Here is a 13,996-nt window from a genome sequence, read left to right on the forward strand (position 1 = left end):
ACTGGCCGCAAACGCAAACCGCTAGCACCGACGCAAACCGCCGCGACGGTCGGTCAGTCGGCGAGGAGGGCGGCGTACCGGGGGAGGTCGACGTTGCCGCCGGACAGGATCACGCCGACCCGCAGCCCGGCGAGCTCGGAGCGCAGGCTGCGCGCGGCGGCGTACGCCAGGACGCCGGTCGGCTCGACCACGGCCTTGCAGGTGCCGGCGAGTGACCGCATCGCCGCGACGAGCTCGGCGTCGGCGACCCGCACGATGTCGCGCACCTCGCGGCGGATGACGGGGAAGGTCAACTCGCCGAGGGCCGTCGTCTGGGCGCCGTCGGCGAGGGTGCGGGGCACCTCGATCCGCACGATCCGGCCGGCATCCAGAGACTGCTTGCCGTCGTCGCCGGCCGCCGGTTCGGCGCCGTAGACGACCGCCTCGGGGCAGATCGCCCGGACGGCGAGGCAGGTGCCCGCCAGCAGTCCGCCGCCACCGAGCGGGGTGATGACGACGTCCAGCGGGCCGACCTGCTCCAGCAGTTCCAGTGCAGCGGTGCCCTGGCCGGCGATGACGTCGGGATGGTCGAACGGCGGCAGCAGCATGGCACCGGTGCGCTCGGAGATCTCGGCGGCGATGGCTGCCCGGTCCTGCGTATGCCGTTCGTAGAGAACGACGTCCGCACCGTATCCCCGCGTGGCCGCCAGCTTCGAGGTCGGCGCGTCGGAGGGCATGACGATCGTGGCCGGCACACCCAGCACCTGCGCCGCCAACGCGACGGCCTGCGCGTGGTTGCCGGAGGAGAACGCCACCACCCCGGCCGGGCCGACGCGGCCGCACAGCGCGTTGTACGCGCCGCGGAACTTGAAGGAGCCTGTGCGCTGCAGGTGCTCACCCTTGAGGAAGAGCCGCAGACCGAGCTCGGCGTCGAGCCGGGTGGAGGTGAGCACCGGCGTGCGGTGTGCGACGCCGTGCAGGCGTTCCGCGGCGGCGCGCACAGCGGCGATGTCCGGACTGCTTTGGACCTGGCCGGGCACGGTCAGGACTTCTGCTGCTTCTCCAGCTGCTTGCGCGCGGCGGCCTCGGCCTTCTTGGTGCCGTAGTCCTGCGCCTGCTTCGCGGCGAAGACGATCACCACGGTGCCGACGGCCATCCACACGCGCGGGTGCTTGATGCCCTTCCCGATCAGGTAGCGCTCGGCGCGGGCGTCCATCTTGAGCCCGAATCCGGAACTGATGAGGGTCAGACCGCCCGCTGCGGCGGCGATCGCGGATCCGGCGGAGGCCGCGGTGGCCGCGCGGGTGCGGGTCGGCTTCGTGCCGAGCTCGCCACCGTCGTCGGCGTTGCCGCGCGATGCGAGGAAGACCGAGCCGGCCGTGCCGGCGGTGTTGGCGAGCCGCAGTCCGCGGCGTCCCCATTTCGGCAACCGCGCGGGCTGCAGGAAGACGCCGGCCCCGGCGGCGGTGGCCGCGGCGGCGTTCTGGACGATCGGGGAGCGCAACAGGTCGGTGGAGGCCATGCGCGTCAGCCTATGCCGCGGCGTACGCCGCCTCGTCCACCCGCGAGCTCGACCGGTGCAGCGCACTGCGCGCGGTGATCGCGAGGGCGGCGGCCAATGCGCACGCCGACACGGTGGTCGCGAACGCACCGGTGGCGCCATGCGCGTCGGCGAGGTGCCCGGCGACCGTTGTCCCGCAGGCATATCCGAGTCCGGTGGCTGCCGCGAGCAGCGTCATCGCGGCGGCGACGCGCGGTGCGGGAGTCAGGGTCTCGCCGAGCGTGAACGTGGTGATCATGTACGGCGCGACGCAGAGGCCGAGCACCAGCAGCACCGGCACCAGGGTCACCAGCGAGTGCACGAGCAGCAGCGGGGTGGACAGCACGAAGAGCGCGACGGCAGCGACGCGCAGGCGCGCGGCGTACCCGAACGAGGCAGGTACCGCGGCCATGCCGATGCCCGCCAGCACGCTGCCCACGCCGAGCAGGGCGTGGAACAGGCCGGCGAGAGGCGCGTGTCCGGCATTCGTCGCGATCACCGTCGTGCCGGTCTGGACCGATCCGAAGACGGCGCCGATCAGCAGTTGCGCCACGCAGAGGACGGCGATCGACCGGGTCAGCAGGCGGGTGCGGGGCACGTCGCCGGAGCTGGTGCGCCGGGCGAGAGCGGCCGTGGGGTGCAGCGCGAACCAGGAACCGAACACCGCGAGGATCACGGCGGCTCCCTCGAGTGCGAACTGCGGACCCGCGAGCGCTCCGAAGATGCCGACGAACGCCGGGCCGAGCACGAACGACGCCTCGTCGGCGGCGCCCTCGTAGGAGAACGCCGTATCGACCAGGCGGACGGGATGCCCACGCCGGGCGATGATCGGCCGCCAGCGCACCCGTGCCAGCGGCCCGACCTGGGGCAGCAGGAAGCCGGTGACGGCGCAGATCGCGGCATCGACCTGCCAGGCGGTCCCCGACCGGGTGAGGACCACCACCAGGGCCAGTCCGATCGCACCGGCGACCGACTGGAAGAACGCGATCGGTCGTTGGCCGATGCGGTCGGCGGCGGAGCCGAAGAGTGGCGCGCCGACGGCGTTCGCGAGGGCGAGCGCACCGGCGCAGCCGCCACCGATGCCGTAGCTGCCGGTGCGTCCCGCGACGAGCAGGAGGACTCCGAGCTGGCTCATCGCGAGTGGCAGGCGCGCGAGGAACGCGATGGCGATGTACCGGCGACCGCTGATGGCGAAGAGCGCTCGGTAGGACGCGACAGGGGACATGCGGGGTGACTCCGATGGTGCGGTTCGGCGCGCGACCTCCCACCCAACGGTCGCGCCATGTTCCCTGTGCGGCACCGATTCTACCGGCATGATCGGGGACGTCCGCGCATCGTGGGCGGGGCAGGATCAGACGACTCGAGGGGCGTGCAGAGCATGACAAAGGGATATTGGGTCGGTCGGATCGATGTCAGCGACCCGGATCGGTACGCGCAGTACGCCGCCGTCAACGGGGCCGCGTACGCGGCGTACGGCGGTCGTCTTCTCGTGCGCGGTGGGGGTTTCGAAGCGGTCGAGGGCGCCGCGCGGTCGCGCAACGTGGTGATCGAGTTTCCCTCGTACGAGCAGGCGTTGGCGTGCTATCACTCGGATCTCTATCAGTCGGCACGCGCTCTGCGGGAGAACGCGGCCACCATCGAGCTGATCGTGGTCGAGGGCTATGACGGACCCCAGCCGGGCGAGTGACCTACCCCCGTGGGGGACGACGTGGCGACCTCGGCCGACGGCCCGGCCCTCCTCGGCGCGGCAGCGATGGGCGGCCGTGGCCGTCGTGCTCGCACTCGTCGCAGGGATCGCCGCCTGGGTGATCGTGCAGAACAACCGACACGAGGGTCACGCAGTGGCGTTCGTCGCGCCGTACGACGCCCACCGCGCGGAAGCGCCCCATCGGACCGGTGCGGGCTGCTTCTCCCCGCGGACGCCGAGCGCACCCGAGGCCGGGAAGCTGGTCTGGGTGGATCCGGACCCGACCGGGGCGACGGCCGTGTGGCAGCCGGGTCTGAACAACAAGGTCTGCCACATCCTGGTGACCCGGGTGGATCGCACCCAGGCGACAGCCATCGCGCGGCAGATCGACGCGTCGAAACCCTTCCCCGACGGCCCGATCAGCTGCCCCATGGACGACGGCACTCGCGTCGACCTCTATTTCGCCTACGCCGGCTCGACTCGACAGCAGATGGCCGTCGTGACCCTCACGGGGTGCGCCGAGGTCTTCGCGCCGGGCCGAGACGCTCGACTGGCCCCTGGTCTGGACGGCATCGAACCCCAGGTGTGGGCGCAGCAGAACTCGGCCCCCTGAGGCTGCCGGTGCAGTTCAAGGCTGGTGGGGCCTCGTGGCCGGGTGATCGACTGGCAGACTCGCGGGTATGAGCGCGTGGGATGCCGTGGTGGCACGCGCCCGCGACTGGGTGGGCAAGGGCTCGCAGCTGTCGTGGGTGGTGCCGATCGAGCGCGACCACTGGGAGACCCAGCGGGAGTTCCAGCACCGCCGCAAGGTCACCGCCGCGACGCTGGTCGTGGGGACGCCGGTGCTTCGTTACGCCCTGTCCCGCAAGCCCGGTAGCCGGGAGTTCTACGCGTCCACCCTGGTCCTGGCGGGCATCTGGGCCGGCGGTGCGTTCGCCTCCGGCCCGCTGCACGCCGGCTGGAGCAGCACCCGCAATCCCGGTAAGAACACCCGGCCCGTCGTGCGCCCCATGGCCATCGGTGCCGGCGCCGTCGTCTTCTTCGCCGCCGGCGCGGCGGTCATCGCCCGCATCCCGGTCCTGCGGCGGCCGGTGCTCGCCGTCCTCAACCACGCGCGCTTCGGCTCGCTCCCGGTGGTCGTGCCCCTCACGCTCATCACCGGGGTCGGCGAGGAGTTCTTCTTCCGCGGCGCGCTCTACGCCGCGACCAAGCAGCCGCACCAGATCGCCATCACGACAGCGGTCTACACCGTCGCCACCGGGATCACCGGCAACCCGATGCTCGTCTTCGCCGCGGGGGTCCTCGGCCTCCTAGTGGCCATCGAACGGCGCACCACCGGCGGCGTCCAGGGACCGATCATCATCCACCTGACCTGGTCGACGGGCATGCTGCTGGTGCTGCCACCGCTCATCGAGTACCGCCGCTGAGGCGGGCCCGTGCTGGACGACGTAGGCGCATGGAAACCATGACCCCCGGCCGCGCCCTCGTGCTCGGCGCCACCGGATACGTCGGGTCCCGGCTGGTGCCGCAGCTGCTGGACGCCGGATGGTCGACCCGGGTCATGAGTCGCCATCCGCAGCGACTGGCCGACCGTGCCTGGAGTGCGCGCGCGGAGGTCGTCGGCGGCGATGCGTCACGTGCGCAGGACATGGCGGCCGCGTGTGCGGACGTCGACGTCGTCTACTACCTGCTGCACTCGATGGACGGCACGGGTGACTTCGCCCAGCGGGATCGCGAGCTGGCAGACGTCTGCGCGCAGGTCGCCGCGGACGCCGGCGTACGCCGCATCGTCTACCTCGGCGCGCTGCACCCGAGCGGCCCGCTGAGCCCGCACCTGGCCTCGCGCGTGGAGGTGGGCGAGATCCTGCTCGCCGGCGAGGTGCCGACGACCGTGCTGCAGGCGGCCGTGGTGCTGGGGGCCGGCTCGGCGTCGTTCGAGCTGCTACGCCACCTGAGCGCCCGGCTCATCGTGGCGCCGGCGCCCGACTGGGTGCTGAATCGCTTGCAGCCCATCGCGATCCGTGACGCGCTGCACTACCTCGTCGAGAGCGCCTCGATGGCGTCGGGCATCAACAGGTCCTTCGACATCGGCGGACCCGACGTGCTCAGTTACCGCGACATGGTCCTGCAGTACGCCGACATCGCGGGTCTGCGCCGCCGTCACCTGCTCACCCTGCGCGCGCCGAAGCTGCTGACCGGCATCGCCGGCGAGGTGGTCGGGCGTTTGACGCCGGTGCCCCGGGGAGTGGCGGCCCCGCTGGTCGGCAGCCTGGTGCACGAGGTCATCTGCCACGAGCACGACATCCAGGGGCTCATCGAGCCCGAGCTCGGCGGCCTGCTCAGCTTCGAGCTCGCCGTACTCGCCGCGCTGGAGAACGAGGGGCGGGGCGAGCACGGCCGGTTGCCCGAGCCGGGCGCCCAGGACCCGGCGTACCGGACGGTGGCCGACCCGACCTGGGCCGGCTGACCAGGCCCGATCTGCTCTCTCCCACAACGACTCTCAAGGACACCATGACCCGATTCACCGCGCACAACCACTCCACTGCGGACGTCGACGCGTCGAAAGAGCAGATCTGGGCGGCGCTCACCGATCCGGATCTGCTGCCCCGGCTGACGCCGTTCCTCAAGCGGATCGACGTCGTCGACGGCAGGTGGGTGTGGACGTTGACCTCGATCCCGGTGCTGACCAAGCAGATCTCACCGAGCTTCACCGAGGTGATGACCTTCGAGCCGCAGACGAAGATCACCTTCACCCACGACCCGAGCAAGACCGACGAGCAGGCGGGCGCGGAGGGGTCCTACACCCTCACGCCGAACGGCGCGAAGACGCACCTGGCGATCGATCTGGAGGTGTCGGTGGATCTGCCCCTGCCCAAGCTCGCCAAGCCGGGCGTGCTGGCCGGGATGAACACGGTGATGGCGGCGATGGGCAGCCGGTTCGCGAGCAACCTGCTCAAGCACCTGGACGCCGGCCGCTGATCGGGCCCGCACATCGGGTGTACGCGCGCGCTCGATCCGGCGCGCGCGCGTACTCCCGACGCAGGGAGTCGTCCGTCAGTGCGCGGCGGGCACCAGGATGTCCGGCGAGAACTGGTCGGTCGAGGTGAGCCCGGCCACCGCCATGCTGAGGTCGAACTCGGCCTGGAAGTTGCGCAGCACCTCGCGCACGCCGTCCTCACCGGCCAACGCGAGCCCGTAGATGTAGGGCCGGGCGATACAGACCGCGGTCGCGCCCAGCGCCAGTGCTTTGAACGCATCTGCGGCGCAACGGATCCCGCTGTCGAAGAGGACCGGCACCCGACCACCGACACGCTCGGCGACCGCCGGAAGCGCGTCCAGCGAACCGATCGCCCCGTCCAGCTGGCGGCCGCCGTGGTTGGAGACGATGACCCCGTCGACGCCGTACTTCAGAGCCAGCTCGGCGTCCTGCGGCGACTGGATGCCCTTGACGAGGATCGGCAGGTCGGTGAGGTCGCGCAGCCACGCCAGCTCCTCCCAGTTCAGCGACAGACGTCCGAAGAGCTCCTGGAAGGTGCGGACCGAGGCCATCGGGAGCTTGGACCGCAGGTTGGCCCGGAAGTCACCGGGGTGGGCCCGCGCGATGGTGCCGAGCGCACGCACGGCGGATGGGGTCGGCCGTCGGTCGACGGAGGGAATTTGCCCGTCCTGCAGGCGCTTTCGAGTGATGTCCTGAAAGACCGGATCTGAGGTGTAGTTGGCGATGCCCCGCGCGCGGGCGAACGGGGAGTACGCGCGGTCCAGATCCAGCGTGCGCCAGCCCAGGAGCATGGTGTCGAGCGTGACGACGATGGCGCTGGCGCCGATCGCCTCCGCGCGACGTACGAAACTGCGGGCGAGGTCGTCGTCGGCGCTCCAGTAGAGCTGGAACCACCGCTCGTGGTCGCCGAGCTCGTCCGCGATCGCCTCCATCGGGTAGGACGCCTGCGAGGAGATGATCATGGGTACGCCGCTCGCCTTCGCCGCGCGCGCCACGGCGAGGTCGGCGTCCGGGTGGCACATCTCCAACACCCCGACCGGCGCGGTGAGGAACGGGCTGGGGTGCCGGCGCCCGAACAACTCGATGGACTGGTCGCGCTCGGACACATCGCGCAGCACCCGGGGCACAAGTTGCCAGTGCGCGAAAGCGTTGCGGTTGTTGACGATCGTGCGTCCGGTGCCCGCGCCGGTCTCGACGTACGACCGGGCATCGCCGCTCATCGCACGCAGTCCCTCGTGCTCCAGCCGGTCAGGGCTGACCGGCACCCCTGGCGTGGTGCCGAAGACACCCGCCTGGTAGATCTGCGACTGCACGTGGCGGCCGATGTCCCGCAGGGAGATGCTCATGGCGCTCACACTCGCACAGCCGTACGCGCGGGGTGGTGCCCCGGAGTAGCGTTTCGGGAGTGCTGAAATCCACATATCCCCTTGCCGGCCACGACGTCCACCGCATCGGCTTCGGTGCCATGCAGCTGCCCGGTCCCGGAGTGATGGGCCCGCCCCGCGATCACGACCAGGCGATCGCCGTCCTGCGTCGTGCCGTCGAGCTCGGCGTCGATCACATCGACACCGCTCAGTTCTACGGCCCGGACGTCTCCAACGAACTCATCCGCGAAGCCCTGCATCCGTACGGCGACGACCTGGTCCTGGTGTCCAAGGTGGGCGCGCGCAGGGACACCACCGGCGCCTGGCTTCCCGCGCTGGAGCCCGCCCAGCTGAAGGAGGACGTCGAGCAGAACCTGCGCACCCTCGGCGCCGAGCAGCTCGGTGCGGTCAACCTGCGGCTGCACGAGGACGACGGCTCCGTCCAGGACGCCGAGCCGCAGGACGAGCTGGCGGCCCAGCTCGAAGCGATGAAGCAGCTGCGCGACGAGGGCAAGATCGCCGGCATCGGCATCTCGACGGCGACGCTGGACCAGGTGCGCACGGCGCACGAGAGCGTCGGCCTGGTCTGTGTGCAGAACGCGTTCAGCTACGTCGATCAGAGCGATGCGGGCGTGCTCGACTACTGCACCGAGCAGGGCATCGCCTACGTGCCGTACTTCCCGCTCGGCTCGGCCTTCCCGCACCTGCCCAAGGTCACCGATGACGAGCAGGTCAAGGCCGTCGCCCAGCGCCTCGGTGTCACGCCGGCCCAGGTGGGGCTCGCGTGGCTGCTGCGCCGGGCGGCGAACGTGCTGCTCATCCCGGGCACGTCCTCCGTCGCGCACCTGGAGGACAACATCGCGACCGGCGACGTCGAGTTGGCCGCGGGCGACCTCGCGGGCTGACGAGCGACGTACGGCGGCGGCCCGGGGCGACGTGCCCCGGACCGCCGCCGGCGCTCACCCCACGAAGGTGTAGTGCCAGTACTCCCCGACGCCCGGCGTGGAGTACTCCTTGGGGCGCTGGAAGCCCCAGTTGAGGGCGTTGGCCGTCAGCCACTTGTCCTGGGGCGTGCCCCAGTAGTAGATCGAGGTCGAGCCGCCCTTGGTGGTCTGGGTGTCGAAGTCGATCGCCTGACCCAGGCCGTGGTTGGACGTACCGGGAACGGCGGCCTGCGAGCCGAGCAGGGCGTAGTAGAACTGCTGCTTGACCAGCGGCCGGTAGGCCTCGGAGATGGACAGGTTGTAGCCGAAGGCGGCCTTGAACGCCGTGTTCATCGCCGCCAGCGAGTCCCGCGCTCCACACGCCAGGTAGCGCGGGGTGGTGGGCTCCCAAGAGGTGCCGAGGGCACTGTCAGCGGCGCACATCTCCGCCGCGGGCATCACGCCGTTGTAGGACGCCTGGGTGGGCGAGGTCTGCAGCATCGCCGTGCTGATGAAGCGGCCCGCGTACGTGCCGGCGGTGATCCGGAACCAGGCGTAGTTCACGTAGGTGCCGGTGAACGCCACGCCCTGTTTGACGGTCGCCACGACCGCCGAGCGGTAGCTGTACGACGCACGGATGTTGGGGGTGGCCCAGCCGGTGACGACGTACCGGGTGACGTTGGGGGTGGACACCACGGCGCTCGAGCCCGCGCCGGAGCCCAGCGGCTGTGCCGGGTTGGTCGTGGTGACGCTGTACGCGCTCATCCACCGGCCCGTGTACGTGCCCGAGGTCGCCTGCACCCACCCGGCAGTGCTGCCGCTGCCGAGGACACCGCTGAACTCGTACCCGGTGCCCGGCCTCGCGACGAAGGTCGCGGTGTTGGAGGAGTTCGTGCGGAACGATGCGCCTGCGCTTCCGGCGTACAACGTCCAGACCGTCGAGCTCGCGGGTCGGATGGTCGCCGGAGCAGTCGCTGTCTGCGTGCTGGCATCGGGGTGGAACTGCGCGGCCTGGGCCGGACCGGCGGCGAGTGAGACGAGGGCGGCGATACCGAACGCAACGCTTGTGGCGCGGCGGATCGTTGTGACCATGGATTCTCCTTGGGGCGCGTGTGGCACGTGAGGCCACGGAATCTAGGTAGCCGGCGCCCGCCGGAAGAGCTTTGAATCCCTGTGTATCTGGTCGTTATCGGCGTGTCGCGAAGAGTTCAGACAGGTTGTATGCCCTCTTTACCTGCGGTTGACCGCAGGGAGGGTCGTCTTCGCGGTGCAGGGTGGAATACGGTCCGTCAAGTACGGCTCAGCCGGCCGCCCGCTTGTCCAGCTCGGCGACCTGCCGAAGGACGGTCTGCCTCACCCGTTCGTCGTGGATCCCGAGCCAGCTCAGCACGCGTTGGACAGCCTCGTCCGACGTACCCCGCGCCAGGTCGGTGACCTCGTCAGCGCGTACGTCGCTCACGGATGCACCGTGGCCGCGCAGGTGGGCGATCCACCCGGCGACCAGACGCGTCGCACCGGGGTCGACCCGTCCGTCCTCCAGCCCGGCCAGGATCACCGGCACCGCTCGGATCGGCACCTTCTGCGAACCGTCGGCGGCGATCTGTGCGAGCAGGTGCCGGATGGCGGCGTTGCCGAAGCGGTCCCGCAGGCTCGCGCAGTAGTCGTCGAGTTCTGCGGCGGGAAGTTCGAGGTGGGCGCAGGCGGCCCGCCACCACTGCTCGACCCACCCACTCACCACGGGGTCGCCGATCGCCTCGGCGACGGTCTCGTGGCCGCGGATCGACCCGGCGTACGCCATCAGCGAGTGGGCGCCGTTCAGCAGCCAGAGCTTGCGCTGCTCGAAGGGACGTACGTCCTGCACGAACCGTGCCCCGGCGTCGTCCCAGGCGGGTCGGCCGCTGGGGAAGTCCCCGGCGAGGATCCACTCGGTGAACGGCTCGGTCGGCACAACCTCGGGATCGTCCACGCCCAGCTGCCGGGACACCTCGGTGCGGTCCTCGTCGGTGGTGCGCGGGGTGATCCGGTCGACGACGGTCGTGACGAACGAGACGTTGTTTTCGATCCAGCCGGTCAGCGTCGGATCGACAGCGGTGGCGAGCTGGCCGACGACCTTCGCCATCACCGCGCCGTTGTCGGGCAGGTTGTCGTTGGAGACGACGGCGAGCGGCCCGGCGTCCGCGGCGCGCCGGGCTAGCAGGCCGGCCACCATGCGCCCCGGTGTCGTGGCCACGACCCCGGCGACCGGGTCGGCCACCAGGGCCGCGATGTCGTCGCGGACGGCGGGGGACTCGGTGTCGAGGTCACCCGTGGAGGACCGGCAGTAGCCCGCCTCCGTCACGGTGGCGGTCACCACGGCCAGGTCGGGACTCGCGAAATACGCCCGCAGCGCCACCATGTCGTCGGCCGCGTGGACCGCACTGAGGCTCGAGACGACCTCAGGGCGGGCCCCGTCCGGGCCGCGGACCAGCAGCGTGTAGAGCGAGTCCTGCGCGCCGAGCGCGACTGCGGCCGCCGGCGACCGGCCGGTGAAGGCCGCGTAGCCCCACTCGGTGGCATCGGGGGCGTGCTCGGTGTACCAGGCCGCGTGCGCCCGGAAGAAGTTGCCCAGCCCGAGGTGTACCAGGCGCACGGGTGCGGGCGGGCGGCCGTCCCGACGGCGGTCGAGCGGGCGCAGCGGCCCGCTCACAGCTTGAAGGCCGTGGTCGGCACAGTGGTCACGAGGTCGAGGGCAGTCTCCAGCGCCTCGTCCTCTTCGAGCTGGTGCTCGGCGACGAGGCGGGCCAGGTACCCCGCGTCGAGGCGACGGGACATGTCGTGCCGGGCGGGGATGGACAGGAAGGCCCGGGTGTCGTCGACGAAACCGGACGTGCGGTAGAAGCCGGCGGTCTCCGTGGTCGCCGCGCGGAAGCGGCGTACGGCATCCGGTGCGTCGAGGAACCACCACGGCGCGCCGGCGTAGACGCTCGGGTAGAACCCGGCGAGAGGGGCGATCTCGCGGGAGAAGACCGTCTCGTCGAGGGTGAAGAGGATCAGCTGGAAACCGTCGGCTGTCCCGAACTCGTCCAGCAGAGGTTGCAGCCCCTGGGTGAACTCCACCGTCACCGGGATGTCGCTGCCGGTGTCCGGCCCGAAGCGCCGCGTCGTCGCGGTGTGATGGTTGCGGTGGACGCCGGGGTGCAGCGTCATGACCAGACCGTCCTCGGTGGCCATCCGAGCCATCTCCACGAGCATGTGCCGGCGCAGGGCCGTGGCGTCCTGCGGCCGCACCCGCGCGGCGATCGCGTCGTCGTAGATCCGGGCCGCCTCGGCGTCGTCCAGCGTCAACGTGACGACGTCGAGGTGGCTGTGGTCGGAGGACACGGCGCCGTGGTCCTTGAAGTAGCGACGACGATCGGCCAGGGCCGCGACGTACCCGGCGTACGAGCCGGTGTCGATCCCCGAGGCCTGCGCCAGCGCTGCCATGAGGTCGGGGAAGTCGGACCGGGCGGGCTCGAGGTACTTGTCCGGCCGGAACGTCGGCACCACCCGGTGCGCGAATCCGGCGTCGTCGCGCAGGGCGGCGTGGGAGCGCAGGTCGTCGACGGGGTCGTCGGTCGTCGCCAGGACGTCGATGGCGAACCGGTCCATCAACGCCCGTGGCCGGAATTCCGGACGGGCTAGGGCGTCGGCGATTTGGTCGTAGATGGAGTCGGCGGACTCCAGGGAGGGGCGGACGGTGACGCCGAAGACGTCCGCGATCACGGTCTCCATCCAGAACCGGCTCGGCGTGCCGCGGAAGGCGGCCCACTGACCGCAGAACAACCGCCAGGCGCGCCGGGCACCCTCCGCGTCCGGGGTGTCGTCGCCGACGCCGAGTTGTTCCAGGGGGATTCCCTGCGCATGCAGGAGGCGGAAGACGTAATGGTCCGGTGAGAGCAGCAGGGAGGTCGGATCGCCGAACGGCGAGTCGTCGGCGAGCCACTGCGCCGGCACGTGTCCGTGCGGGGAGATGATCGGCTGGTCCTGGACCGCGGCGTACAGCCGTCGCGCGATCGCCCGGACGCCCGGGTCCGCGGGGAGCAGCCGGTCGGGCGAGAGCGTGAGCCGATCCGTGGGCGCAGCGAAGGACGTCATGGTGCCATCGTCGCGCGCTCGATCACCCCACCACGGGCAGGTCCCACTTGCCGCTCGCAGGGTGGCCGGTGAAGGTGGAGGCATGACGAGCCTCGCCGACGGCCCCGCGCAGACCCACCTTCCCGTCACGAGGATCGGGGGCGTCGAGGGTGTGCTGAGCGAGGACGAGGTGCGCCGCTTCGTCCTCGAGCGGCTGGGCACGGTGGACCTCGACGGGCGCAGCATCTGCATCCTGGTGCCGGACGCCACCCGCAGCTGCCCGTTGCCCCTCCTGCTCGGCGCCGTGCACGAAGCGCTCGCGGGCCGGGTGGAGCGGATGACGGTGCTCATCGCCCTCGGCACGCACCAGGCGATGAACGAGGAGGCCATCGCCCGGCACCTGGGGTACGCGCCGGGCGCCCTGCAGGAGACCTATCCGGGGATGACCGTGCTCAACCACGAGTGGTGGCGTCCGGAGACCTTCGCCGATCTCGGCACGATCCCGGCCGCGCGCCTGGCGGAGCTGTCCGAGGGCCGGCTGAGCCTCGATGTGCCGGTGCTGCTGAACAAGGCGGTAGTCGAGCACGACGTGGCCCTGGTCGTGGGGCCGGTCCTGCCGCACGAGGTCGTCGGCATCTCCGGCGGCAACAAGTACTTCTTCCCGGGGGTGGCCGGTCAGCAGATCATCGACGTCTCGCACTGGATCGGCGCTTTGATCACCTCGGCCGAGATCATCGGTACGACGGATGTCACCCCGGTCCGCGCCCTGATCAACGAGGGGGCGGCACTGGTACCCGCCGAGAAGCTCGCCTTCTGTTTCGTCGGAGCCGCCGGCACCGGTGACCTGCACTCCATCTCCTTCGGCGACACGATCTCGGCGTGGGTCGATTCCGCCGAGGTCTGCGCTGCCACCCACGTGGCCTACCTCGACGAGCCCGTACAACGGGTCATCTCGATGGTGCCCACGATGTACGACGACATCTGGACCGGCGCGAAGGGCTTCTACAAGCTCGAGCCCGCGGTCGCCGACGGCGGAGAGGTGATCCTCTATGCGCCGCACATCACCGAGATCTCCACCAGCCACCCGGAGATCAACACCATCGGCTACCACTGTCGTGACTACTTCGTGAAGCAGTGGGACCGTTTCAAGCACATGCACTGGGGGACCCTCGCCCACTCCACGCACCTGCGGGGTGCGGGCACGTACGACCCCGAGACCGGCGTCGAGGCGTTCCGGGTCACGGTCACCCTCGCGACCGGCATACCGGAGGACGTCTGCCGCGCCGCAAACCTCGGTTACCTCGACCCGGACTCGGTCGACCTGGACGCGGAGGCGGCTGCCGGCAGCTTCGTGGTGCCCGACGCGGGCGAGGTGCTCTTCCGGCTCAGCCCAGGTCGTCAGGGAAGCTGAGG

14 protein-coding genes are annotated in these 13,996 nt (G+C 70.9%); 7 read left to right on the forward strand and 7 right to left on the reverse strand.

Translation table 11 applies throughout. From position 1 onward, the window contains the following. Positions 1-53: 53 nt before the first annotated feature. Genes J4030_RS01480 through J4030_RS01485 form a run of 3 tightly spaced genes read right to left on the reverse strand, consistent with a single transcriptional unit; the run spans position 54 to position 2,744 of the window. Complete coding sequence (locus tag J4030_RS01480; protein ID WP_307864509.1) at positions 54-1,019, reverse strand: pyridoxal-phosphate dependent enzyme; 966 nt, start codon at positions 1,017-1,019, stop codon at positions 54-56. A 2-nt stretch (positions 1,020-1,021) separates the two neighbouring features. After that, complete coding sequence (locus J4030_RS17750; protein WP_243762724.1) at positions 1,022-1,501, reverse strand: hypothetical protein; 480 nt, start codon at positions 1,499-1,501, stop codon at positions 1,022-1,024. Between the two features lie 10 nt (positions 1,502-1,511). Beyond that, entirely contained in the window at positions 1,512-2,744 is a 1,233-nt protein-coding gene (locus tag J4030_RS01485; RefSeq protein ID WP_208047431.1) for an MFS transporter, read from the reverse strand. A 153-nt stretch (positions 2,745-2,897) separates the two neighbouring features. On the opposite strand from J4030_RS01485, the gene J4030_RS01490 reads away from it, so the two are divergent. From J4030_RS01490 to J4030_RS01510, 5 genes are all read left to right on the forward strand, one after another. Beyond that, a complete protein-coding gene (locus J4030_RS01490; protein WP_208047432.1) occupies positions 2,898-3,206 on the forward strand; it encodes a DUF1330 domain-containing protein in 309 nt (102 codons plus the stop codon). A gap of 76 nt (positions 3,207-3,282) precedes the next feature. Continuing rightward, positions 3,283-3,819, forward strand: a complete 537-nt coding sequence (locus tag J4030_RS01495; protein ID WP_208047433.1) for a hypothetical protein — start codon at positions 3,283-3,285, stop codon at positions 3,817-3,819. A 67-nt stretch (positions 3,820-3,886) separates the two neighbouring features. Then, complete coding sequence (locus J4030_RS01500) at positions 3,887-4,633, forward strand: CPBP family intramembrane glutamic endopeptidase (RefSeq protein ID WP_208047434.1); 747 nt, start codon at positions 3,887-3,889, stop codon at positions 4,631-4,633. A gap of 29 nt (positions 4,634-4,662) precedes the next feature. After that, positions 4,663-5,673, forward strand: a complete 1,011-nt coding sequence (locus J4030_RS01505) for an NAD(P)H-binding protein (RefSeq protein WP_208047435.1) — start codon at positions 4,663-4,665, stop codon at positions 5,671-5,673. A gap of 44 nt (positions 5,674-5,717) precedes the next feature. After that, complete coding sequence (locus J4030_RS01510; RefSeq protein ID WP_208047436.1) at positions 5,718-6,185, forward strand: SRPBCC family protein; 468 nt, start codon at positions 5,718-5,720, stop codon at positions 6,183-6,185. A 75-nt stretch (positions 6,186-6,260) separates the two neighbouring features. Here the strand turns inward: J4030_RS01510 and J4030_RS01515 are convergent, their stop codons facing one another. Then, positions 6,261-7,550, reverse strand: coding sequence for an alpha-hydroxy-acid oxidizing protein (locus J4030_RS01515; RefSeq protein WP_208047437.1), 1,290 nt, complete (start codon positions 7,548-7,550; stop codon positions 6,261-6,263). Positions 7,551-7,609: 59 nt separating this feature from the next. Between J4030_RS01515 and J4030_RS01520 the strand changes: the two genes are divergently transcribed. Further along, entirely contained in the window at positions 7,610-8,473 is an 864-nt protein-coding gene (locus tag J4030_RS01520; RefSeq protein ID WP_307864510.1) for an oxidoreductase, read from the forward strand. 54 nt (positions 8,474-8,527) lie between these two features. Here the strand turns inward: J4030_RS01520 and J4030_RS01525 are convergent, their stop codons facing one another. The 3 genes from J4030_RS01525 to uxaC all read right to left on the reverse strand — a co-directional run bounded on the left by J4030_RS01525 (position 8,528) and on the right by uxaC (position 12,604). Next, on the reverse strand, positions 8,528-9,583 hold the full coding sequence (locus J4030_RS01525; RefSeq protein WP_208047438.1) for a M15 family metallopeptidase: 1,056 nt from the start codon (positions 9,581-9,583) through the stop codon (positions 8,528-8,530). A 208-nt stretch (positions 9,584-9,791) separates the two neighbouring features. Then, positions 9,792-11,177 (reverse strand): mannitol dehydrogenase family protein, encoded by a 1,386-nt coding sequence (locus tag J4030_RS01530; RefSeq protein ID WP_208047439.1) that lies wholly within the window; start codon positions 11,175-11,177, stop codon positions 9,792-9,794. Beyond that, a complete protein-coding gene (gene uxaC, locus J4030_RS01535) occupies positions 11,174-12,604 on the reverse strand; it encodes a glucuronate isomerase (RefSeq protein ID WP_208047440.1) in 1,431 nt (476 codons plus the stop codon). Before uxaC ends, J4030_RS01530 begins: the two co-directional genes overlap by 4 nt. An 82-nt stretch (positions 12,605-12,686) precedes the next feature. Here uxaC and J4030_RS01540 point away from each other — a divergent pair, with 82 nt between their 5' ends. Then, on the forward strand, positions 12,687-13,994 hold the full coding sequence (locus J4030_RS01540) for a lactate racemase domain-containing protein (RefSeq protein ID WP_208047441.1): 1,308 nt from the start codon (positions 12,687-12,689) through the stop codon (positions 13,992-13,994). Positions 13,995-13,996 lie beyond the last annotated feature (2 nt).

Source organism: Allobranchiibius sp. CTAmp26 (assembly GCF_017565405.1).
GTDB lineage: Bacteria > Actinomycetota > Actinomycetes > Actinomycetales > Dermatophilaceae > Allobranchiibius.

Excerpts from the sequence above, each read along its gene's own strand:
- J4030_RS01510 (WP_208047436.1), top strand. The coding sequence starts at position 5,718 with ATGACCCGATTCACCGCGCACAACCACTCCACTGCGGACGTCGACGCG.
- J4030_RS01485 (WP_208047431.1), bottom strand. The coding sequence starts at position 2,744 with ATGTCCCCTGTCGCGTCCTACCGAGCGCTCTTCGCCATCAGCGGTCGC.
- uxaC (WP_208047440.1), bottom strand. The coding sequence starts at position 12,604 with ATGACGTCCTTCGCTGCGCCCACGGATCGGCTCACGCTCTCGCCCGAC.
- J4030_RS01515 (WP_208047437.1), bottom strand. The coding sequence starts at position 7,550 with ATGAGCATCTCCCTGCGGGACATCGGCCGCCACGTGCAGTCGCAGATC.
- J4030_RS17750 (WP_243762724.1), bottom strand. The coding sequence starts at position 1,501 with ATGGCCTCCACCGACCTGTTGCGCTCCCCGATCGTCCAGAACGCCGCC.
- J4030_RS01505 (WP_208047435.1), top strand. The coding sequence starts at position 4,663 with ATGGAAACCATGACCCCCGGCCGCGCCCTCGTGCTCGGCGCCACCGGA.
- J4030_RS01500 (WP_208047434.1), top strand. The coding sequence starts at position 3,887 with ATGAGCGCGTGGGATGCCGTGGTGGCACGCGCCCGCGACTGGGTGGGC.
- J4030_RS01540 (WP_208047441.1), top strand. The coding sequence starts at position 12,687 with ATGACGAGCCTCGCCGACGGCCCCGCGCAGACCCACCTTCCCGTCACG.
- J4030_RS01490 (WP_208047432.1), top strand. The coding sequence starts at position 2,898 with ATGACAAAGGGATATTGGGTCGGTCGGATCGATGTCAGCGACCCGGAT.
- J4030_RS01525 (WP_208047438.1), bottom strand. The coding sequence starts at position 9,583 with ATGGTCACAACGATCCGCCGCGCCACAAGCGTTGCGTTCGGTATCGCC.